This is a genomic window from Martelella lutilitoris, assembly GCF_005924265.1.
Lineage (GTDB): Bacteria > Pseudomonadota > Alphaproteobacteria > Rhizobiales > Rhizobiaceae > Martelella > Martelella lutilitoris.
In genome coordinates, this window is record NZ_VCLB01000001.1 from 26,226 (window position 1) to 48,104 (window position 21,879).

Below are 21,879 nucleotides of genomic sequence, written 5' to 3' on the forward strand. Positions count from 1 at the left end.
CTGCCGGTTGCCTGGGTCAAAAACTCAATAGGACTTTGCTTCCTCGACGATGGTCTCGTCCCAGTGATCGGGAATTTCGCCGGAGACATCTTCCTGAATGACGCCGAGTTCGGCGAAGGCCTTGGCCTGGGCGGCGGCCTGCTCGGGCGTGACGACGGAACCGAGCGTGATTGCCTTGGAGGCCTGTTTGGAAAGCTCGAGATCAAGGCCGGTATGGGCCGCATAGGCCTCGGCAAAGGCCTCCGCATCATCGGCGAGCGCCTGCTGCGCCGCAAGATAGGCCCAGACGAACCGCACCACGGCATCGCGCTTTTCTTCCAGAGCATCCTTGGAGGCGACCATCATGCCAAGCTCGTCGCCAACAGATTCAGACGTCGAATAGTCGAGATTGGTGGCGAAATGGCCGTAGCCTTCCAGAACCGGGATGGATTCGAAGGGCTCCCAGGTGATGATCGCATCGACATCGCCGCGCTGCAGCGCCTGGTCGAAGGCGGCTCCGCCGCCCTGAATGTTCACGGCCTCGAAGCTGTCATAGGGAATATCGTTCTCGATCAGCGTCGCGGCGAACTGGAACCAGACGGCCGAGCCAGGCGCAATGCCGACCTTCTTGCCGGCAAGGTCGTCCCAGCTTTCCATTTCAACGCCGTTGCGCACGACGGGATACTTGGCAGAGGAGCCGACGCCCATGATGCCGTAGACCGCATCCGAGCCCTGAGCGAGCGCGATCGGAAGATCCGCCGGGCCAACGGTTGCAATATCAAGCGAACCGGCGAGAAGCGCCGTGCGCGTGTCGGCATAGCGCGAGAATTCGACCATTTCGATCTCGACATTAAGCGGATCCAGCATCTCCTGGACGAGCTGCAGCGGCGCCAGATGGCCGACCTTTTGATAGCCGACGGTCAGCGTGGTTTCACTCTCAAGCGGCGCTGGCTCTTCCGCATGCGCCGTGATTGCAGGGGTCGCGATCAGGCCTGCCGAAACGGCGGCTATCGCGAATGCATTCGACAGATTTCTCATCAATCACCTCTGGAGTTGTTTGTTTTTGTCCGGCGCTGTTACCCCTGCAGCACGAGAAAGAGCGGTAGCCTCGCGACAGCAGGCTTTCGGGCAGCCGCTCTCTGCACATTTGTGCGGAAGCGCATGAGCAAAAGCGCCGTGAAGACTAAACATTGACACGGGCAACGCCGTCCATGACGCACGTGCTCTAGCAGCTATGCCGCAACGCACGATCAATGGTCCGGGCATGATCGACAGGAAAGGGACGATGCCACAGCTTGTCCTCAGACGATTTCGCTTTCCGCCGGTTCATCGACTGCAGAGGCAGCGGCAATCTGCAGCTGGATGGCGCGGCGAACCTCGCGCATGGCGGAGGTGAACGGCTTGTTGGGAACGCTCGCCATCAGCATGACATTGAGGAGTTCCGGGCTGGTGATGCGCCAGGCCGAGAACTCCCGGTCGGAAAGCTGACGGTTGACGCAGCCGATCGGCAAAATGCTGAAGAACGGCTCGACCTGGACGAGTTTGGTGATGGCGGCGATCGCGTCGATCTCGATCTCGATATCAAGCGCGACGTTCATCTCCCGCGCGGTGCGGTCGATCAGCCGCCTGAGACCATGGCTGTCGCCCTGCAGGATCAGCGGCAAATTGGCGACAGTATCGAAGGAAACGGTTCCGATAGCGCCTTGCGGGTCCGCCAGGATATCCGTCGCGGACGGTCGCCCGACCAGATAGAGCGGCTCGGACATCAGCGGTTCTAGCAGGAGACCGGAGGACTGGCGCGACTCGTGGACGATGCCGATATCGATCTTGCCGGCGGTCATCCACTCGCAGATATGGCCGGAGAGCCCGTCGATGATGTGTAGCTTGATGTCGGGAAACTGCCGGCGAATGCTCAACAGAAGCGAGGTCGCGATCATGGCGCTGACCGACGGCGGCATGCCGACCGTGACCGTACCGGAGGGCGCATCGCGATCCTCGGCCAGTTCGGCGCGAATGTTTTCCAATTCGCCGAGCACGCTGTCTGCCACGGCGAGGAAACGCTTGCCGGCATCCGTCAACGCCACGCCGCGCCCGTTGCGGTAGAACAGCTTGGTCGACAACTCGCTTTCAAGCCGACCGACCTGCCGGCTGAGCGCCGGCTGCACGACCATCAGCTCCGACGACGCCCTGGAAAAACTGCCCGCCCGCGCAACGGCGCAGAAATATTCAAGCTGCTTCATTTCCATGATGCGTGATTGCTCCTTCGGGCATAGCTGTTAGACCGGTGAGATCGGCTCACAATCCCGCTTGCCCATAATAAGTTCGTCGCCGACGGACCGGTCGGATGATCCGGCGCCCGTCGCTGAAGGAACACTATGCAAGTTTTGCGCCAGACGCCCCGCTTCGCGCGGCATCGTTTCGCACCATGGCGAAGCGGCTGGCCCGCAGGCCTTTTGCCAGAAGGGAAGAGCTCATGATCGCCTCCAATCCGCGCATTCCATATCGATTGGCCGATGACCGTGATGCCCTGCCCGCTTTCAACAACCGGCGCATCGTTGTGCAGTTCGTCGTGAATATGGAGCACTGGCGCTTCGACCACCCGATGCCGCGCGGCATCTCCACGCCGCCGCAGGGCCGCGCCGCCGTTCCCGATATCCCGAATTTCGCCTGGGCCGAATATGGCATGCGCGTCGGCATGAAGCGCTTCTTCGATCTCTTCCGCGCGACCGGTCTGCCGGCATCCGCCAGCCTCAACGCCAATGTCATCGACGTCTATCCCGAATGCGCGGAGCAATCCGTTGCGCTCGGCTGGGAGTTCATCGGCCACGGGCTTTATCAGCAGGCCGTCCATACGGAACCGAACGAAACGGAGATCATAGAAAGAAGCCTTGAGCGGCTGAAGGCCTATACCGGCGTCAAGACGCGCGGCTGGCTCGGTCCGGGTCTTGGCGAAAGCGAGAAGACGCCGGATATCCTGAAAAGCCTCGGCATCGAATATCTGCTCGACTGGGTGCTGGATGACCGCCCCTGCTGGATGGAGACGAAAAAGGGTCCGCTCCTTTCCGTGCCCTATACGCTGGAACTGAACGACAGCACGGTCTACGCCGTCGAGAAACACCGGACCGGCGAGTTCCTGAACCGCGTCAGGCGCACGCTGGCGGCCTATGAACGCGAGGAGGAAAGCGGCACCGTGATCATGACCGTTGCGCTTCACCCCCATCTCATGGGCGTGCCTCACCGCATCACCGAGCTTGTCGAGATGACCGAAGTGCTGATGGCGCATCCGCAGGTGACATTCGCTCAGCCGGGCGAAGTCGCTCATTGGTTCGAGGGCCTTTGCGACGAAACTGCAAAGCGAAAGATGGCCTGAAGCCCATGGACGAGGATGAAAAAGCGCGCGTGATCGCCGAGGCGGCCGGCCTTGGCCGGATCGTGGAGATGGACGAGGACGACATTCTGAGTGCGGCGGCAAGCGCCCGCGCCTTTCGCGCAGCGCTGACGGAGAAGGACACGCCTGCCGACGAGCCCTGGCCGCCGATGACCGCCGGGAGGCGAAATGACCGCCCTTGAATTCGCCTCCGCGTCTGAAATCGGCGCACTTTACCGCAGCCACAAGCTTTCCCCTGCCGAATATGTCACGACCCTTTCCAGCCGCATTGCCGCGCTGGACCCGAAACTCAACGCCTTCATCCATTTCGATGCCGATGATGCTGCAAGGCAGGCTTCCGTCCTGACGGACGAGCTTGCCGCCGGAAGACTGCGCGGGCCGCTTCACGGCATCCCCGTCGCCATCAAGGACATTATCGACGTGGAAGGCGTTGCCACCACCTGCGCCTCGCACACGCGACAGGACGCGATTGCGGCGGACGATTCCCATGTCGTTGCCCTTCTGCGACGGGCCGGCGCGATCATTTTCGGCAAGACCAATACGCATGAGTTCGCTTGCGGGCGACCAAGCTTCGACCTGCCGGTTCCCCCGGCGCGCAATCCGTGGAACCCGGATCATCACCCCGGCGGCTCCTCGTCCGGCTCCGGCGCGGGCGTTGCCGCCGGCCTGTTTCCGCTGGCCTTGGGAACGGATACAGGCGGTTCCGTGCGTCACCCGGCAAGCGCCTGCGGGATTGTCGGCTTCAAGCCCACCTATGGCGCGGTGTCGCGGCGCGGCGTGTTTCCGCTCGCCCAGACGCTCGACTGTATCGGCGCGCTGGCCCGCACCAGCACGGATGCCGCGCTGCTGATCGATGCCATTGCCGGCGTCGATGCGAGAGAACTATCCACGATCGCCATGCCGTGGAAGACCTGCGCGGAAGGCGACAAGGCCTCTCTCACGGGTCTGAAAATCGGCTATATCCGGCAGTTTCACACCGAGGATCTTGTCGCGCCCGACGGTACGGCGCAGCTGATCGACGGCGCCGCCGCAACCCTTGCCGAGCTCGCCGCAGAGGTCGAAGACGTGCGCCTGCCGCCGCTTTCCTCCTTCTTCGCGGTCAACCGCATCCTTCTCTCGGCGGAAGGTTTTGCTGTCCACGCCGATCACCTGCGCACCCGGCACGAGGATTACGGACGGTTGACGCGACGGGCACTTCTGGCAGGCGCGTTCCTGACGGCGGAAGATTATGTGCGGGCGCAGAAGCAGCGCAAACGCCTCGTCGAGGCAGTCAATGATGCTTTCTCCCGCTACGACATACTGGTATCGGCGAGCTCAATGGAGGCCGCCGCAAGGCTCGATGATCCGGCGGAGACGGCCCGCACCTATACGCGACAGGCCCGCACGCCCTTCAGCGTCACCGGTCATCCGGCCTTAAGCGTCATGGCGGGGCTTTCCGATGATGGCCTGCCGATCGGCGTCCAGTTCGCGGGCCGCGCTTTCGAAGAACCGAAGCTGATTGCCGTTGCCCGCGCGTTCGAAGCCGCGCGCGGTCTGCCGATGACGCCGCCTGCCCTATGACGCTGGACCGGTTGCTCTTCGATGCAGGGCGCATGGCCGCAACCGCGATTGCCGCCGCAATCGGCGGCGGCGTCGCAAATGCCGCCGGCATTCCGCTCGGCTTTCTGATCGGCGCGATGTTCGCGACGGCGGCCCTTTCGCTCTTCAACCTGCCCGTTGCCGTGGTGCCCAACAGCCGGCAGGCGGCGCAGGGGCTGATCGGCATCGGCGCCGGCCTTCGCCTGACGCCAGATGTCGCCGAGCGCCTGGCCGGCCTCTTCCCGGTGATGCTGGCCTCGGCCTTCGCCCTCATCCTGGCGGCCTGCCTGATATCGCTCGCCATCAACCGCCTCACCCGGCTTGACCCGGACACTGCCTTTTTCATGAGCCTGCCCGGCGGTATCGCCGAAATGGCCGTGCTTTCCGAGCGCTACGGCGGCGTGCCCGGACTGGTCTCGATCGGCCAGTTCCTGCGCATCCTGTTCGTCACGCTCACCATTCCGCAAATCGTCTTCGCCTTCGGGCGCGACGGCGCGGTGCAGCCGGAAGTACCCGCCCCCCATGCGGAGGTCCTGTGGCTGCCGCTGATCGTCCTGTGCATCGCGGCTATCGTTCTGGCGCGGCTCTTGAGCGGAAAGCGCGTCCCCAATGCCTGGCTGCTTTCCGGCATCATCGCCGGCGCGGGGGCGGCGCTGTTCGAGTGGCATACGGCCGTGCCGTTGGAAGGACTGGAACTGGCGCAGATCTTCATCGGCATCTCGCTCGGCGCGCGCTGCACCCGTGCCGTCTTCCGCGACGGATACCGCTTTCTGCCGGCCAACCTCGCCGGAACCGCCACGCTCGTGGCCTTCTCCACGGCTCTCGCCTTCATCATCGGCCGCGCCTTCGACATCGACACGATCTCGCTCGTCCTGGCGCTGGCGCCGGGCGGGATTGCCGAGATGTCGCTGGTCTCCGGCCAGATCGGCGCGGATACCGTGCTTGTCGTCGCCTTCCATCTGGTCCGGGTGGTGATGGTGCTGTCGCTTGCCGTCCTCCTGCGGCGGATTTTCCTGCCGAAAGAGCGGGACGGATAGGCAGACGCGCAACGGACCGAGGGCGCGCGTCTCAAAATCGTCTTTTCCAAGAGCAGAGCCGCGGTTGGCCGCCATGCGATTCCGCGCCTGAAGCGGCCTCGAGCATGCCTTTGATTTTTCATGCAGAAGCGCGCGTCTCATCAGCCAGCCCGCTCATTTCAACAATGTCCTATATAGGACTTGCCAATTTTTTAAACATATGCGTTAATTTATGCAGAAAAACCTGCGAAGGACATCCTCATGCCCTCTGGTATGCCATCCCGCTCCAACATGGCGCTCCATCGCCGGATCTCGGAACAGATTCTGACCGATGTGGAAAACGGCCGCTGGCTTCCCGGCGATCAACTGCCCTCCGAGGATCAGCTTGCCAGCGAGATGAATGCCAGTCTCGGCACGGTGCAGCGGGCGCTGCGCTCGCTGGTGCAGATGGGCGTTGTCGAACGCCATCACGGCCGCGGCACCTTCGTTTCCGGCGCCCGCGCGCTTGAGGAACAGCTTCAGCATTTCCGCTTCCACGCCGAAGGCAGCGACAAGCTGCTGCCGGTCTATTTCAAGATCATCAGCGTCGAGGAGACCTCGGAGACGGGCCCCTGGAGCCATTTCCTCGATGAGGACGATCCCAATTTCCTGCACATCAGCCGGATTGTGTCGGTCAACGACGAATTCGAGGTCTACAGCGAGATCTATCTACCGGCCGGGCGCTTCGCCGATATTGCGCGCATGAGCGAGAAGACGCTGAACGGCGTCTCCTTCCGCGACCTTCTGGCCGAGCGGTTCAACGCGCCGACGCTCAACACCCGCCAGACCATGTCGTGCCAGCCCCTGCCGCCGCGCGTCGCCCGCAGGCTTGCCGTGCCGGCCGGCCAGTACGGGCTTGTTTGGACCATTTGCGGCATGAGCTATCGCGACGCGCCGATCACCTGGCAGCGCATTTTCGTGCCGCCGAGCGACCGCGTCATCGAGATCGGTTCGTTCTCGCCCAAGAACGCCAACAGCAACAAGAATTCCGCCTGACCGTCATAAAGACGCGGCGACACAAGCGGGCAAAGATCCGCATCAACGACCCATATAACCAGGAGAACAGCAATGAACGCATTCAGCATGGACTTGTCGCATCTTGCGACCGGACTGACCCTTAGGGCAAAGGCAGCGGCCATCGGCGCCAGCCTCACCATCGCCGCCCTTTCCACCTCCGCGCTCGCGCAGGACTACCCCGAGATGACGCTCAAATTCGGTCATCCCTACAATGAGAGCCATCCGCTTGCCCAGGGCGCCCAGATGTTTTCCGATATCATCTCGGAGAAGACCGGCGGCAATGTCGATATCGAGGTCTTCCCCAACTCGACGATCGGCGATGCGCGAGAACTGGTGGAAAGCATGCAGATCGGCGTCGTGGATTTCGCGCTGGTGCCGACCACCAATGTCGCGAGCTTCTATCCGCCGCTCGACATCTTCTACCTGCCCTTCCTGTTCCGCGACAGCGATCATGCCTATGCCGTCTCCGACGGCCCGGTCGGGGAAGAACTCTATGCGGGCCTTCTGGCGGAAACAGGCATCCGCACGCTCGGCATGTATGAAAGCGGCTTCCGCACGATCACCACATCCGACAAGAAGATCGAGGCGCCGGAAGACATGCAGGGCGTGAAATTCCGCGTCGTCAACAATCCGCTGAACGTCGCCACCTTCAAGGCGCTCGGCGCAAACCCGACGCCAATGCCGCTTTCGGAGGTCTTCACCGGTCTGCAGCAGGGCACGGTCGAGGGACAGGACAACCCGGTCGGCAACGTCAAGGCCTTCGGCTTCGACAAGGTCCAGGACTATATCACGCTCTCCAACCACCAATGGGCCGGCATCATGTTCCTGGCCGATGACAAGATGTGGGAAGACCTGCCGGAAGATCTTCAGACGCTGTTTGCCGAAACCGCTCTTGAAACGCAGACATGGGAGCGCGCCGAACTGCAGAAGGTCGAGCAGCAATATCTCGACGAAATGGCGGCCGACGGCATGACGGTGACCGTGCTGACGCCCGAGCAGGCATCGGCCTTCCAGGAGGCCATGGAGCCGGTCTGGGCCGAATACGGGCCGAAGATCGGCGAGCAGCGCATCGACGCAGTCGTTTCCACCCAGTGAACCGGCGCATCGCGGTCAGGAGGCGGTTATGCCCAATCTTGTGAAGTCGCTGGACCTGTCGGAACGTCTCCTGACGGTGCTCTGCGTGACTGCCTTCATCGCGATGTTCGTGCTTGGCATCGCGACGGTGGTCTTCCGCTTCATCATCGAAAGCTCGCTCGCCTTTCCGGACGAACTGATCCGCTATCTGTTCGTCTGGATGATCGCACTTGGCTCGGCGGTTGCCTTCAGGCGCAACATGCATGCCGCCATCGGCGTGGTCATTGAGCGGTTTCCCGTGGGCCTGAAGAGGACCAGCCTGTTGTTTTCAGCGGGCTGCAGCCTCGTCTTCTTCGTGCTGGTCTTCTGGTACGGCCTGCATCTGATGCTCAGGGTGAGGCCGCAGATTTCCCCGGCGCTCGAGATATCCATGGCCTGGGTCTATGCCGCGATCCCCGTCGGCATGGCTTTCCTGGCGGTCTATGCGGTCGAACTTTTCGTCCGCCAGATGCATGCGCCCGCCGACGAGCTGACCGCCCAGAGCGCCTGATGCCTTTTCGTTTTTCCGTTTGCAAGGATAGCCGCTGATGGTTACCGCAGCGATCTTCATCTGCCTGCTCGTCCTGATGCTGCTGCGCGCGCCGATCGCCGTGGCGCTCGGGCTCTCGAGCGTCGTCGCTCTTCTCATGAGCGATATCAGCCTGGAAATGGTGGTGCAGCGGATGCTGTCGACCAATAATTCCTTCCCGCTCCTCGCCATTCCCTTCTTCATTCTCGCCGGCGAGATCATGTCCATCGGCGGCATGTCGCGCCGCCTTGTCGCCTTCGCCAACGCGCTGGTCGGCCACCTGACCGGCGGGCTCGGCGCGGTTGCCATTCTCGGCTCCAGCTTCTTTGCGGCGCTTTCCGGCTCGAACGCGGCAACGGTCGCCGCCATCGGCGGCGTGCTGAACCAGCCGATGGCGGAAAAGGGCTATCGCCCGTCCTTCACCGCGGCAACGATCGCGGCAGCCGGCGTCACCGGCATGATCATTCCGCCGAGCATCCTGCTCATTCTCTACGGCGTGGTTACCGGCGTCTCCATTTCCGACCTGTTCCTGGCGGGGCTGATGCCGGGTATCGTGATCTGTATCAGCCTGCTCATTCTCAACCGCTTCCTGGCGGTCAAGGAGAACATCGCGTTGCAGCCCTATGGAGGCGTTGGCGAGATCGCGCGGCAATTCCGCTCCGCCTTCCTGCCGCTGATGATGCCGGTGATCATCCTGTCGGGCATTTACGGCGGCGTTTTCACGCCGACCGAAGCGGCGATCGTTGCCGTACTCTATGGCCTCGTCGTCGGTCTGATCTACCGCGAACTGACGCTTGCCGCGCTCTACACCGCCTTCCGCCGCGCGGTGCTGTCTTCCGCCGTCGTGATGTTCATCATGAATGCCGCTGGCATCTTCGCCTGGACGATCACCATCAACCAGATCCCGCAGAGCATCTCGCTCTGGCTCTCCGAAATCGCGGGCTCGCAGATCGTCTATCTGCTTCTGGTCAATGTCTTCCTGCTCTTTGTCGGCTGCCTGATGAACGCGGCCGCCGCGATCGTCATCTTCACATCGATCCTTTATCCGGCGGCCATGAGCTTCAGCATCGATCCGGTGCTCTTCGGCATCATCGTGTCGGTGAACCTGTCGATCGGCACGGTCACGCCGCCGCTCGGCGTCGACCTGTTCATCGCTTCCGCCATCACCAAGGTCTCGATGGAGCGCATCGTCGCGGCCATCTGGCCCTATATCCTGGTGCTGCTCATCGACCTCCTCATCATCACCTTCTTTCCGCCGCTCTCGACCGTCCTCGTCCGCGCCTTTTCCTGATATCCGGATCCACCGACCATGAACCATTCCGCCAAGACCGAGAAACCCTGGACCGCAATCAACAGCGGCGTCATCCGCGCGCCGATCGGGGCCGAGCATCTCGGACATGCCGTCATCGACCCCTCCGGCGCATTCGAGGCGGGCTCCTATGCGTCATTCACGCTCACCTATACGGCGGGCACGTTCGGCATTGACGATTCGGGCAGTCTGAGGGTCTGTTTCCGCTTTGCCTCGGACCAGAGCAGCCCGCAGTTCGACGATCCGAAGGGCGCCAATTACTGCACGGTGGAAGCCTCCAACGGCGCCGTGCTGCAGGTCCGTTTCGATCCCAAGGGCAATGTCCGCCCGTGGGACCGGACGATCTGGATCAAGGTGGCGAAGGGCTATCTCCAGGAGGGCGACCGCATCACCATCCGCTTCGGCGTCACCGATCATGGCGGCCCCGGCATGCGGCTCCAGACCTTCTGCGAGGAGAATTTCGAGTTCCGCGTCCTGGTCGACCCGATCGCCACCTTCAATTTTCAGACGCTTCCCGTCCAGCCGTCGATTGCGATCGTGCCCGGCAGGCCGGAACGCTTCGTCGCCGTTCTGCCGACGCTCAAGCGCCCCGGCGAGCGTTTCGCGCTGAAGGTGAGAGGCGAGGACAAGTGGGACAATCCCTCCAACCGCTGCAACGCGATCTTCACCGTGGAAGCCGAGGGCAGGATCGAGGGCCTGCCGCAAACCCTGACGCTGAGCGAGGGCCCCTATGCCTTCGAGATCGACGACCTCGTCTCTCCCGAACCCGGCAGGGTGGCGATCACGCTCAAGGACGAAAGGGGCAATGTCGCGGCCCGATCCAATCCGCTGATCATCGAGGACCGGCCGCTGATGCATTTCTGGGGCGACATGCACGGCCAGTCCGGAGAGACCATTGGCACCGGCTCGGCGGAGGACTATTTCGCCTTCGCCCGCGACCGGGCCTTTGTCGATGCCTGCGGCCATCAGGGCAATGATTTCCAGATCACCGACGCCTTCTGGGAAGAGCTGAATGCCATCACCGCCCGCTTTGACGCCCCCGGCCGGTTCGTGGCGATGCCCGGCTATGAATGGTCCGGCAACACCGCTCTTGGCGGCGACCGCAATGTCTTCTTCCCGGATGAAAACCGCATTATCCGCCGTTCGTCCAAGGCCCTGATCGAGGGCGGCGCGGATACCGATTGCACCACCGCCAACGACCTTTTCGAGGCGTTTGCGGAAAACCGCGAATTCGATGTCGTCTGCTATGCCCATTGCGGCGGACGCTATGCCGATATCGCGGTCGCCCATGACGGCCGGTTTGAAAAATCAGTCGAGGTCCACTCGTCCTGGGGCACGTTCGAATGGTTGCTGGCTGATGCCTTGAGGCTCGGCTACCGGGTCGGCGTCGTCGCCAATTCCGACGGCCACAAGGGCCGGCCGGGCGCAAGCTATCCGGGCGCTGGAAAATTCGGCGCGATCGGCGGGCTCACCTGTTTCCTGACGACGGAACTGAGTCGCGCGGCTTTGCTGGACGCCATGCGCAAGCGCCATCACTACGGCACCAGCGGCGGCCACAGCGGCCGCATGGCCATCGATCTCGCCGTTGCCTTCGACCGACCGGGCACGCTCTATCATGACGATCCGAAGCTCGGGCCGGCGGAGGGGATTGCGACGACGAGCGCGATGATGGGCGATATCGTTCACCTGCCGGAAGGAAAGGCCCGGCTTTCCGTCAGCGTCTTGGCGCGCGCGCCGGTCCTGAAGGTCGGTCTCTTCAACGGCCTCGAACATGTCGAGACGATCCGTAACTACAAGCGCGAAGACCTCGGCAATCGCATCCGGATCAGGTGGGAGGGCGCGGAATATCGCGGCCGCTTCCGCCAGGTCACCTGGGACGGAAAGGCCAGCGTCTTTGAGAACAGCATCGTCTCGGCCTCGCCGCTCAACTTCTTCAACCACGACAAGACCGTTGCATTGGCGGGGCCACGGGACGTTGAATGGAAGGCCCAGACAACCGGCAATTTCGGCGGCGTCGATCTGGTGCTGGAAAACGGCAGCGAAGGAACACTCTCGGTCAGGACGCCGCTGGTCGAGGCCGAACTGTCCGTTGCGGAAATCGGATTTGAAGGCGTGTCCTTTGACAAATCCGGAGAATTGCCGCGCATCCTCTCGGTGACGCGCCTGCCCGATGCCGGCATTGCGACCGACATCGCCTTTACGCGCGACCTCGCCGTCCGGAAAAGCGGCGACAATGCCTGGTATATCCGCGTGGAATTGGAAGACGGCACCACGGCCTGGACCAGCCCGGTCTATCTCTTCCGGGAGTGAAGCCGGTTCCGTATGGTCCAACGCCCCGTCTTGAGGGAGCGCGTGCAGTGATGTCGTGAGGTTTGGCTGGGGTGACATTCAAGGGCGGTACCTTCACCTTATCCAAACCAAAACAGGGACAGAGCTAAGGTTATTTATCCAGCCGGAACTCAATGAGGCGATAGCCGATATACCGCGAGAACAGCCAACCTTCCTGATTACCGGGCAGGGGAAGCCCTTCACGCCTGCCGGTTTCGGAAACTGGTTTCGTGAGCAATGCAGAGCGGCGGGCCTTCAAGAATGCTCGGCTCACGGGCTACGCAAAGCTGCCGCCCGCCGCATGGCTGCAAACGGGATGAGCGCTGACACAATCAAAGCCGTCACGGGCCATACCGAGCTGAAGCAGGTTTCCATCTACACCGCCGCTGCCAATCAAGCGTCCCTTTCGCATAAGGGTACGAAAGCGATCATCGGGAAGAAAAAAGAACGAAAATTGTCCAACCATCCGCCGAAGTTGGACAGGAAAGAGGTAAATAATATGGAAAATCAATTGACTACAGAAAACGTAGCGGCGAGTGAAGGACGAAGTTCGAACTCGGAGCCAACGCGCTTTGGGTTGGCGAGTGACAAAGCGCAGCGGAGATGGCGGAGAGGGGGGGATTCGAACCCCCGATACGGTTGCCCGTATGCCGCATTTCGAGTGCGGTGCATTCGACCACTCTGCCACCTCTCCAGGAACCACGTGGTCTGCGCGCTTGGCGCGGGGTGTCTCTTAGCTGGCAAAGGCCGGTCTTGCAAGAGCGTTGATCAAGCTTTTTTGCCGCGATTTATTGACTTTGCGGCTCCGTCATCGTAAGCACCCTGCTGGACGCGTATGTCTTCCGACATGCGCCTAACTCTCCCGCAAGGGAGACTTCACCGGCAGACCGGGTTTGACAAGATTTTTTCTTTGCAACTCCCTGCTTTAACCAGGCTGACAAAAAGACGGCCGCTTCCGCCTTTAGGGGGCAGAGCCGGACTTAGAACATGAAAGGATAAAAAATGTTCGCAGTCATCAAGACCGGCGGTAAGCAGTACCGCGTCAACGCCGAGGACACGCTGCGCATCGAAAAGCTCGATGCCGAAGCAGGCTCCACGGTCGAGTTCTCTGACGTTCTCGTTGTCGGCGAAGGCGCTGACGCCAAGATCGGCGCGCCCTTCGTCAAGGGCGCCGTCGTCAAGGCGGAAGTTGTCGAGCAGACCCGTAACCGCAAGGTTATCGCGTTCAAGAAGCGTCGTCGGCAGAACTCCAAGCGTTCGCGCGGTCATCGCCAGCACGTCACGGTCGTGAAGATCACCGACATCGTCGCCGGCTGATCTGAAAGCAGAAGTTTCGAAGGTTTAAAGGAGAACTCCAATGGCACATAAAAAAGCTGGCGGTTCGTCGCGCAACGGTCGCGATTCTGAGTCCAAGCGCCTTGGCGTGAAGAAGTTCGGCGGCGAGAACGTCGTTCCGGGCAACATCATCATTCGTCAGCGCGGCACCAAGTGGCACCCCGGCGACAATGTCGGCATGGGCAAGGACCACACGATTTTTGCCAAGATTGAAGGCAATGTGACGTTCCGTGCGCGCGCCAATGGCCGCATGTACGTGTCCGTGGCGCCGAAACAGGCAGAAGCAGCGGAATAAGCCGGACCGCTCAATTAAAAGCCGGCGTCACATCGACCCGGCTTTTAAATATCAGGTTACCGGACCTGGAATTTGAAAAAGAAGGGAAGATGGGACGCCACCATCTTCCCTTCTTTCGTTTCAAACCCAGGAAAGGACTGAGAAAATGCAAAGGGATCTAAACAGGGAAAGCCAGTCGCGGCTATCCCGGGAACGGCTGAGGCCGGATTTGCAAAGGCGGGATTGCCCCGTTCTTCTGTCGCAACGGCTCGTCCTGCGCGCCCCGCACGAAGATGACATTGACGCCATTGCCCATCTCGCCAACAACGACAAGATCGCGACCATGGTGTCGCGCATGCCGCATCCCTATACGACAGCAGATGCCGCCAAGTTCGTGGAGCGAACCAAAGAGGGCGCGATCGGCAATTGCGTTTATGCCATCACGAAAGCGGAAAACGGCGAGTTCATCGGTTGCTGCGGTATCGAGAACATACCCGATGACGACAGCGTGGTCGAGATCGGCTACTGGCTGGGCGAACCCTATTGGGGCAAGGGCTACACCACGGAAGCCGCCCAGGTTCTGATCGACATGGTCTTCCGCACGAGGAACGAGGTCGACCATATCGATGCGCGCTGCCGGGTCGTCAACCCGCGCTCGCGGCGCGTGCTGCACAAGTGCGGCTTCCAGTTCCAGGGGCCCGGCATGGTCCAGTCGCTCGCCATCGGCGGCTCGGTCGCGGTCGAATGGTACCGGCTGGAGCGGCGCAACTGGATGTCGCTGAAGAGCTGGGGAGGCCAGAGATGAGCCTTGACCTCAAAGAGCGGCAGAAGAGCGCGACCATCGACACCGAAAGGCTAAGCCTCAGGGCGCTGAGACAGGGGGATGCGGAGGCCATTGCCGCCGCACTCTCCGATTTTGCAGTCACCGGCATGCTCGCGCGGCCGCCCTACCCGTTCACCGCCGATGATGCGGAAGACTGGCTGGATGCGCTGCAGGACAGCAAAGACCGGGAATGGTCCTTCGCCATCACCCAACCGGAAGACCGGGTGCTGATCGGCGTCGTCACCATCGAACTCAGGCAGGGCGGCTATCACCTCGGCTACTGGCTCAGCCGCTACTACTGGGGTCGCGGCTTCATGAGCGAGGCGGCCTCCGCCCTTCTCGCCCGTTTCTTCGCCGAAAAGGGCGCGGTCACGCTCAATTCCGGCGCCTTTGCCGAAAACGGCGCTTCGCTGAAGGTGCAGCAACGTCTCGGCTTCCAGGTCACGGGCCTCAGGGACATCTATGCCGCAAGCCGCGGCGCAATGGTCCAGGAGGTGACGACGGCGCTGACGCCGGACTATTTCCGCCCCTATCACTTCGGCTGATGATCAAGGGCCGGGCCAGCAAAAGCGGCCCGGCCTTTTCTTTGTGAAACCCGGCGCACATCCATGGGGATGGCCATGGTTCCGACATGAATTTTGGTTGTCATTGGCGCCCGCATCGCTACCTTCCGCGACCAGAGACAATGAACCGGACAGACCTGCCCCATGAGTGACACCAAAATTGCCCGCATCGTCGCCGATGAAATCAAGGCCCGGCCCGACCAGGTGAACGCGGCGCTCGAACTGCTGGACGGCGGCGCGACCGTGCCCTTCGTGGCGCGCTACCGCAAGGAGGCAACCGGCGGGCTGGACGATACGCAGCTGAGGCAATTGTCGGAGCGGGTGACCTATCTGCGCGAGCTCGAGGCGCGGCGGACGACGATCACGGAATCGATCGCAAGCCAGGGCAAGATGACGGAGGAACTGGCGGGCAAGATCGCCGCCGTCACCACCAAATCCGAGCTGGAGGACCTTTACCTCCCCTTTAAGCCCAAACGCCGCACAAGGGCGATGATCGCCCGCGAGAACGGGTTGCAGCCGCTGGCAGACGCGATCTTCGAAGACCGTGCGGCCGATCCGGAAAGCCTCGCGGCCGCCTATCTCAACGAGAATGTCGGCGATATCCGCGCCGCCCTTGACGGCGCACGCGACATTCTCTCCGAACAGTTTGCCGAAAACGCCGAACTCGTCGGCCGTCTGCGCCAATATATGCGCGACAATGCCGTGCTCTACGCCAAGGTGGTGGATGGCAAGGAAGAGGCCGGCGCGAAATTTTCCGACTATTTCGAACATTCCGAAAAATTCGCCACCGCGCCGGGCCACCGCGTGCTTGCCATGCTGCGCGGCTGGAACGAGGAGGTGCTGACGGTGGCGATCGAGGCCGACCGCGACAATCCCTCGCCCGTCAAGCCCGCCCAGCAGATGATCGCCCGCTTCTTCGATATCGGCAGCAAAGGCAAGGCGGATGAATTCCTGATGCAGGTTGCCGGCTGGTGTTGGCGGGTGAAGCTGTCCACCTCGCTCTCGCTCGATCTGATGCGCGAGATGCGCGAGCGGGCGGAAGACGAGGCGATCCATGTGTTCGCCCGCAACCTCAAGGACCTGCTGCTGGCAGCCCCCGCCGGCTCCCGCGTCACGCTCGGCCTTGATCCGGGCATCCGCACCGGCGTCAAGGTTGCTGCCGTCGACGGCACCGGCAAGCTTCTGGACACGGCCACGATCTACCCTTTCCAGCCGCGCAATGACGTTCAGGGATCAATGGCCGTGCTGAAGGCGCTGATTGCCCGTCACAAGGTGTCGCTGATCGCCATCGGCAACGGCACGGCAAGCCGCGAGACGGAAAAGCTCGTAGCCGATCTTCTGAAGGAAATCCCCGAGCCGAAACCGGTCAAGGTGATCGTCTCGGAAGCCGGCGCCTCGGTCTATTCGGCTTGCGAGACGGCGGCGAAGGAATTCCCCGGCCTCGATGTCTCGCTGCGCGGCGCGGTGTCGATTGCGCGGCGCCTGCAGGACCCGCTCGCCGAACTGGTGAAGATCGAGCCGAAGTCGATCGGCGTCGGCCAGTACCAGCACGATGTCGACCAGATCAAGCTGTCGCGCTCGCTCGATGCCGTGGTCGAAGACGCGGTGAACGGCGTCGGCGTTGATCTCAACACGGCCTCCGCCCCGCTTCTGGCGCGCGTCTCCGGCCTCGGCCCCGCGATTGCCGAGGCGATCGTGGTCCATCGCGACGCCAATGGCGCATTCCAGAGCCGCAAGGAACTGCTGAAGGTCGCCCGCCTCGGTCCGCGCGCCTTCGAGCAATGCGCCGGCTTCCTGCGCATCCGTGACGGCAAGGAGCCGCTCGATGCCTCCGCCGTGCACCCGGAAGCCTATGACGTTGCCAAGAAGATCGTCGCCGCCTGCGGTCGCGATCTCAGATCCCTGATGGGCGACAGCGCGGCGCTGAAATCTGTCGATCCGCGCGCCTTCGTCGACGAACGCTTCGGCCTGCCGACGGTGCGCGACATTCTGGCGGAGCTGGAAAAGCCCGGCCGCGACCCGCGCCCGGAATTCAGGACCGCAAGCTTTGCCGATGGCATTGACGAGATCTCGGACCTGAAGCCGGGCATGATGCTGGAAGGCACCGTGACGAACGTCGCCGCCTTCGGCGCCTTCGTCGATATCGGCGTGCATCAGGACGGGCTTGTCCACGTCTCCCAGCTTGCCGACCGTTTCGTCAAGGACCCGCACGAGGTGGTCAAGGCCGGCGACGTGGTGAAGGTGCGTGTCGTCGATGTCGATGTGAAACGCAAGCGCATCGGCCTGTCGATGAAGAAGGATGACGGCGCGCCTGCCGCCAGAGGTCCGCGCGGCGGCGACCGCAAGCCGCAGCGTGACAACAAGCGCGACAGCAAACGAGATGACCGGGCAAGCCAGGGCGCCTTCGGCGCGGCGCTGGCCGATGCCATGCGCCGGAAGTAGCGCTCAGTCTGAGTCGAGCCGATTGCCGAAGATGTCGTAACCCCGGCTTTCACCGGCAATCCGGTAGCCGGTAGTCACTACGGCAAGACCGGAGAAGATGGTGAAGAAGGTCGTCACCGTGCTGAAGAACACGGCAACGACCGTGACAAAGGCACCCACCGTCGGTGCCAGCGCTGCCGGTGCCACAGTCAGATAAAGCGCGGCCAGCGCTGCAAGCCCGAACTGCAGTGCAAGCGACAACAGCGCAACCAGAAGAGCGATGACGACGTTCGTGATTGCCATGGCAAGACCGAAGCCTTCGCCATGCCGAAAGGCGTCCATAACCCCGAAATCGCGGTCAACCGCCGTCGCCGGCAGCACCAGCGAATAGCGCATTGCCAGCGCGACGACGGCAAAATAGCCGGCAATGCCAAAGAACGCGAGTAGAAGTAGGGAGAACCAGTCTCCATTGCTCGAAAGTGCTCCCAGCAGCAGCACGACGGCAAATAGCGGCACCATGATCAGCGCCATCATAAGCCCAACAAGAATGCTCTTGCCGAGGAAGCGCAGTTCGCGCCGCGCAAAACGGATCGGAAACGGCTTCGGCATCTCGCCGAGGAGCCCATGCCGATGCCAGGCGACAGCGACGGAGCAAAAGGCGATGATATAGACCACGCCGATGGCGAGTGAACCCAGAACAGCCAACAGTATCTGACCGGAGCTGAGTTGGCTCATCTCGTAGCGCACCGGCTCCGCCGGCGCGAACAGGCTGACGAGAAAGGCCAGCAGCACCCAGGGCCAGGCGATTCTCAGCGCGACCACGATGTTTGAGAAGAGCAGACCCAGCGATCCGCCCATGACCGCCTTCAGGCGTCCGCCAAATGTCATCGTTCACGCCCCCCAGCGCCCGAATCAGATACTGTCCCCATGTTTCGTTTCCACCCTTTCAGACGGGATTGCATGTCGCAATCAAAAATTGCACCTTCTGCAGGCCTTTGAATTCATACCCGAAAGCCAAGGCACGGGAGATGGCCGAACCGCCTTGTTTCTTGTATTAAAACGAATATTGTACGCTAAATAATATGTGACATTAGCAGGCATTCAGGGGATTGAGATGGCTTCACCGCTGTTCGACCTGATCGAGAAGATCATTAAAACCGGAACACTCAAGGTCAAGACGGAGACGGGCGAGGTTACCACATTCGGGGACGGCACGGGCGACCCGGTGGCCATTCGCTTTACCGATCGGCAGGCACAGGACCTCGTCGCCAAGGACCCGGCGCTCACCCTCGGCGAGATGTATATGCAGGGCCGCTTCTTGATGGAAGAAGGCGATATCTACGATTTTCTCTCGCTTGTCCGGCGCAACACGCTCGATATCGTCTTCAGCCCCTTGATGGCGGCAAGAGTTTTCTGGCGCATCGGCCTGGCGCAGGTTGGCACCCGACTGCCGATCAACAGGAACCGCAAGAATGTCTCGCATCATTACGACCTGACGCCGCCGCTCTTCAGCCTGTTTCTGGACGAGGACTGGCAGTATTCCTGCGCCTATTTCGATCCGCCGGACATTTCGCTCGATGAGGCGCAGCTCGCCAAGAAGCGCCATATCGCGGCGAAACTGCGTCTCAGCGAAGGTCAGCGGGTGTTGGAAATCGGTTCCGGCTGGGGCGGGCTCAGCATGTATCTCGCCGAAATGGCCGGCGTCGACTGCACCGGCATCACGCTTTCCCATGAGCAGCACGACATTTCCGAGGACCGCGCGGCAAAGCGCGGGCTTTCCGACAGGGTGCGCTTTCAGCTCCAGGACTATCGGACGATGAAGGCCAAGCCCTTCGACCGGATCGTCTCCGTCGGCATGTTCGAACATGTGGGCATCGGCCGCTACAGGAACTTCTTCGACAAGTGTTTCGAGCTTCTGGACGATGACGGCGTCATGGTGCTTCATTCGATCGGCCGCGATATCGCCGGCCACGGCCACACCAACCCCTTCATCGAGAAGTACATCTTTCCCGGCGGCTATATCCCCTCGCTTGCCGAGGTCCTGCCGGCGGTGGAAAAATCCGGCCTTCTGGTGCGCGACGTCGAAATCCTGCAGATGCACTATGCCTATACGCTGCGCGCCTGGCGCGAACGCTTCGTCGCCCGTAAGGAAGAGGCGATCAGGCTTTATGACGAGCAGTTCTTCCGCATGTGGGAATTCTATCTCGCCGGTTCGGAAATGGCCTTCGAATGGGACAAGATGTTCGTGTTCCAGATGCAGCTCTCCAAGAGCCAGTTTGCCACGCCGAACAACCGACGCTATATGTTCGAGGCCGAGGAGAAGCTGAAGGCCGCGGAAGCGACCCGGGCGCCTCTTGAGCCGGTCGAGTTCGACTGAAGCCTGCCTTTTTCGGGTATCAAGGCTTGAAGTCGACGGCTGACCGGTCGGCAGATCAGACGCTTTGATGCACCGAGGATTTATGGGCACGACCACTGAAGATAACGGCCGCGTTTTCGACGCCCCGTCGGACAATTTCGTCTACAGCCTCCTGCCCCGCTGGCTCTGGCCCTATGCCCAACTCGCCCGCTGGGACCGGCCGATCGGCTGGCAATTGCTGATGTGGCCCTGTTTCTGGTCTGCGGCGATGGCGGCAGCCGTGACGGCCGAGGCCAATGCCTTTCGGCCGGGCCAGTTCATCGCCCATCTCCTGCTGTTCTTCATCGGCGCCGTTGCCATGCGCGGGGCCGGCTGCACCTATAACGATCTCGTCGACCACGACATCGACAATCAGGTGGCGCGCACGCGCTCCCGCCCTCTGCCTTCCGGCCGCGTCACCCGGCGTCAGGCAAAGATCTTCATCTTGGCACAGGCGTTGACCGGGCTTGCCGTGCTGTTGTCGTTTAACGTCTTTACGATTCTGCTCGGCTTCGCATCGCTCGCCTTCGTGGCGATCTACCCGTTTGCCAAGCGGTTCACCGACTGGCCGCAGCTTTTCCTGGGGTTGGCCTTTTCCTGGGGCGGGCTTGTCGGCTGGGCGGCCGTGTTCGGCTCGCTGTCACTGCCGGCCATGCTGGTCTATCTCGCCGCGATCGTCTGGACCATCGGCTACGACACGATCTATGCCCATCAGGACAAGGAGGATGACGCGCTCATCGGGGTGCGGTCCACCGCGCTTCTCTTTGGGGAGAAGACGAAGCCCTGGCTCGTCCTCTTCTACGCCGCCATGCTGGCCCTGCTTGTCGCCGCCTGTCTTGTCGCCGGTCTCGGCTGGGCCGCGTTCGCCGGCCTTCTGGCGGCGGGTGTCATGCTGTTCTACCAGATCGCCGTGCTCGATATCGATGACGGCGCGCAATGCCTCAAACTGTTCAAGTTCAACAGCCGCGTCGGGCTGGTCGTCTTTCTCGGCCTTGTGGCCGCAATCTTCATCGGCTGAGCCGCTGCTCAGGCAGCGACCGCGCGGCCCTTGACCGTCATCTTCACGCCGATCGGGCAATCGCTGAGCCGCATGGCCAGGCGCTTGATGCTGCGGGCGGCAGCGCGGCGAGCGGGACCTGCCGCATCATCATTGGCGGCAACGGCCTGGTGCGGCTTGAAATCCACCGGACGGGCAATGCCGTCGGCCTCGACCATCATCATCGGAATATCGTAGAGCAGCGCCCAGTCCTGCCAGTCGGCCACAATTTCGCTCAGATCATGGGCGACAAGCAGCGGAATGCAGAGTTCCGGATCGGCGTGATGCAGTTCCAGCGTTACCGTGATGCCACCATCGGCATGGGCAACGGCGCGGGCGGCAACGCCCTTGAAGGCCCGGCCCGGAAGCGCGATGGAAAAGGGAAGGTTGCTTGAGGGCAGGTTGCGGCGGACCACCGCGCCCCGTTGATCGAGCTTGACGCCGATGCGGGTTTCGGCCCCCTTGGCGACATAGGAGAATTTCTGCGGGAAGTGCGCCGGATCTATCCTCAGAACCGGTTCCTCATTCCCCCTCTTGACCTGCGAATTCGTCATCTGATCACCCTTTGGCTCTGTCGCCGGTAGCCGGCTTTTTTCTCGCGGACTTTCCGTCCGTCTGAGAGCCATCATAGGCGAGGTTCTTACCAGCCGCCTTAACAAGCAGGGTTAAGAAAATCCAACCCGGATGAATGGTTATCAAAATCCGATCCGTGAGGGTTGAGAGAGCGTGAACGGAT

General features: G+C 62.0%; 20 protein-coding genes, 1 tRNA gene and 1 pseudogene. 17 read left to right on the forward strand and 5 right to left on the reverse strand.

Annotation, left to right across the window (positions count from 1 at the left end; genetic code table 11):
- Positions 1-24: 24 nt before the first annotated feature.
- Both FF124_RS00100 and FF124_RS00105 read right to left on the reverse strand, forming a co-directional pair.
- A complete protein-coding gene (locus tag FF124_RS00100; protein ID WP_138746453.1) occupies positions 25-1,017 on the reverse strand; it encodes an ABC transporter substrate-binding protein in 993 nt (330 codons plus the stop codon).
- A 263-nt stretch (positions 1,018-1,280) separates the two neighbouring features.
- Positions 1,281-2,225 carry a LysR family transcriptional regulator gene (locus FF124_RS00105; RefSeq protein ID WP_138746454.1) on the reverse strand — a complete coding sequence of 315 codons (945 nt, stop codon included), beginning with the start codon at positions 2,223-2,225 and terminating at the stop codon, positions 1,281-1,283.
- 227 nt (positions 2,226-2,452) lie between these two features.
- Between FF124_RS00105 and FF124_RS00110 the strand changes: the two genes are divergently transcribed.
- The 10 genes and pseudogenes from FF124_RS00110 to FF124_RS00155 all read left to right on the forward strand — a co-directional run.
- On the forward strand, positions 2,453-3,349 hold the full coding sequence (locus FF124_RS00110) for a polysaccharide deacetylase family protein (protein WP_138746455.1): 897 nt from the start codon (positions 2,453-2,455) through the stop codon (positions 3,347-3,349).
- 5 nt (positions 3,350-3,354) lie between these two features.
- Positions 3,355-3,549 (forward strand): hypothetical protein, encoded by a 195-nt coding sequence (locus FF124_RS00115; protein WP_138746456.1) that lies wholly within the window; start codon positions 3,355-3,357, stop codon positions 3,547-3,549.
- Complete coding sequence (locus FF124_RS00120; protein WP_138746457.1) at positions 3,536-4,927, forward strand: amidase; 1,392 nt, start codon at positions 3,536-3,538, stop codon at positions 4,925-4,927. Before FF124_RS00115 ends, FF124_RS00120 begins: the two co-directional genes overlap by 14 nt.
- A 32-nt stretch (positions 4,928-4,959) precedes the next feature.
- A complete protein-coding gene (locus tag FF124_RS00125; protein ID WP_187326751.1) occupies positions 4,960-5,982 on the forward strand; it encodes an AbrB family transcriptional regulator in 1,023 nt (340 codons plus the stop codon).
- 240 nt (positions 5,983-6,222) lie between these two features.
- A complete protein-coding gene (locus FF124_RS00130) occupies positions 6,223-6,996 on the forward strand; it encodes a GntR family transcriptional regulator (protein WP_138746459.1) in 774 nt (257 codons plus the stop codon).
- Between the two features lie 72 nt (positions 6,997-7,068).
- Positions 7,069-8,112 (forward strand): TRAP transporter substrate-binding protein, encoded by a 1,044-nt coding sequence (locus tag FF124_RS00135; protein ID WP_138746460.1) that lies wholly within the window; start codon positions 7,069-7,071, stop codon positions 8,110-8,112.
- A gap of 28 nt (positions 8,113-8,140) precedes the next feature.
- On the forward strand, positions 8,141-8,641 hold the full coding sequence (locus FF124_RS00140; protein WP_138746461.1) for a TRAP transporter small permease: 501 nt from the start codon (positions 8,141-8,143) through the stop codon (positions 8,639-8,641).
- 37 nt (positions 8,642-8,678) lie between these two features.
- Entirely contained in the window at positions 8,679-9,950 is a 1,272-nt protein-coding gene (locus tag FF124_RS00145) for a TRAP transporter large permease (RefSeq protein WP_138746462.1), read from the forward strand.
- A gap of 18 nt (positions 9,951-9,968) precedes the next feature.
- On the forward strand, positions 9,969-12,278 hold the full coding sequence (locus tag FF124_RS00150) for a DUF3604 domain-containing protein (protein WP_138746463.1): 2,310 nt from the start codon (positions 9,969-9,971) through the stop codon (positions 12,276-12,278).
- 55 nt (positions 12,279-12,333) lie between these two features.
- Positions 12,334-12,678 (forward strand): annotated as a pseudogene (locus FF124_RS00155) (tyrosine-type recombinase/integrase); the annotation flags it as partial.
- A gap of 222 nt (positions 12,679-12,900) precedes the next feature.
- Here the strand turns inward: FF124_RS00155 and FF124_RS00160 are convergent.
- A tRNA-Ser gene (locus FF124_RS00160) sits at positions 12,901-12,990 on the reverse strand.
- Between the two features lie 308 nt (positions 12,991-13,298).
- On the opposite strand from FF124_RS00160, the gene rplU reads away from it, so the two are divergent.
- From rplU to FF124_RS00185, 5 genes are all read left to right on the forward strand, one after another.
- The gene (rplU, locus tag FF124_RS00165) at positions 13,299-13,613 is read left to right on the forward strand and encodes a 50S ribosomal protein L21 (protein ID WP_138746464.1); all 315 of its coding nucleotides are present in this window, start codon (positions 13,299-13,301) and stop codon (positions 13,611-13,613) included.
- A 40-nt stretch (positions 13,614-13,653) separates the two neighbouring features.
- Entirely contained in the window at positions 13,654-13,926 is a 273-nt protein-coding gene (gene rpmA / locus FF124_RS00170) for a 50S ribosomal protein L27 (protein ID WP_138746465.1), read from the forward strand.
- Positions 13,927-14,071: 145 nt separating this feature from the next.
- A complete protein-coding gene (locus FF124_RS00175; RefSeq protein WP_138746466.1) occupies positions 14,072-14,710 on the forward strand; it encodes a GNAT family N-acetyltransferase in 639 nt (212 codons plus the stop codon).
- Positions 14,707-15,273 carry a GNAT family N-acetyltransferase gene (locus tag FF124_RS00180; RefSeq protein ID WP_187326752.1) on the forward strand — a complete coding sequence of 189 codons (567 nt, stop codon included), beginning with the start codon at positions 14,707-14,709 and terminating at the stop codon, positions 15,271-15,273. Before FF124_RS00175 ends, FF124_RS00180 begins: the two co-directional genes overlap by 4 nt.
- Before the next feature lie 162 nt (positions 15,274-15,435).
- Positions 15,436-17,733, forward strand: a complete 2,298-nt coding sequence (locus FF124_RS00185; RefSeq protein ID WP_138746468.1) for a Tex family protein — start codon at positions 15,436-15,438, stop codon at positions 17,731-17,733.
- Between the two features lie 3 nt (positions 17,734-17,736).
- Here the strand turns inward: FF124_RS00185 and FF124_RS00190 are convergent, their stop codons facing one another.
- Positions 17,737-18,600, reverse strand: a complete 864-nt coding sequence (locus FF124_RS00190; protein WP_138746469.1) for a hypothetical protein — start codon at positions 18,598-18,600, stop codon at positions 17,737-17,739.
- 226 nt (positions 18,601-18,826) lie between these two features.
- Between FF124_RS00190 and FF124_RS00195 the strand changes: the two genes are divergently transcribed.
- Both FF124_RS00195 and ubiA read left to right on the forward strand, forming a co-directional pair.
- Positions 18,827-20,089, forward strand: coding sequence for a cyclopropane fatty acid synthase (locus FF124_RS00195; RefSeq protein ID WP_138746470.1), 1,263 nt, complete (start codon positions 18,827-18,829; stop codon positions 20,087-20,089).
- An 82-nt stretch (positions 20,090-20,171) separates the two neighbouring features.
- Positions 20,172-21,125, forward strand: coding sequence for a 4-hydroxybenzoate octaprenyltransferase (gene ubiA / locus FF124_RS00200; RefSeq protein WP_138746471.1), 954 nt, complete (start codon positions 20,172-20,174; stop codon positions 21,123-21,125).
- A gap of 8 nt (positions 21,126-21,133) precedes the next feature.
- Here ubiA and FF124_RS00205 read toward each other — a convergent pair whose 3' ends face one another.
- Positions 21,134-21,697: a DUF6101 family protein gene (locus FF124_RS00205; RefSeq protein WP_138746472.1), complete on the reverse strand. Its 564-nt coding sequence runs from the start codon at positions 21,695-21,697 to the stop codon at positions 21,134-21,136.
- Between the last annotated feature and the right edge of the window lie 182 nt (positions 21,698-21,879).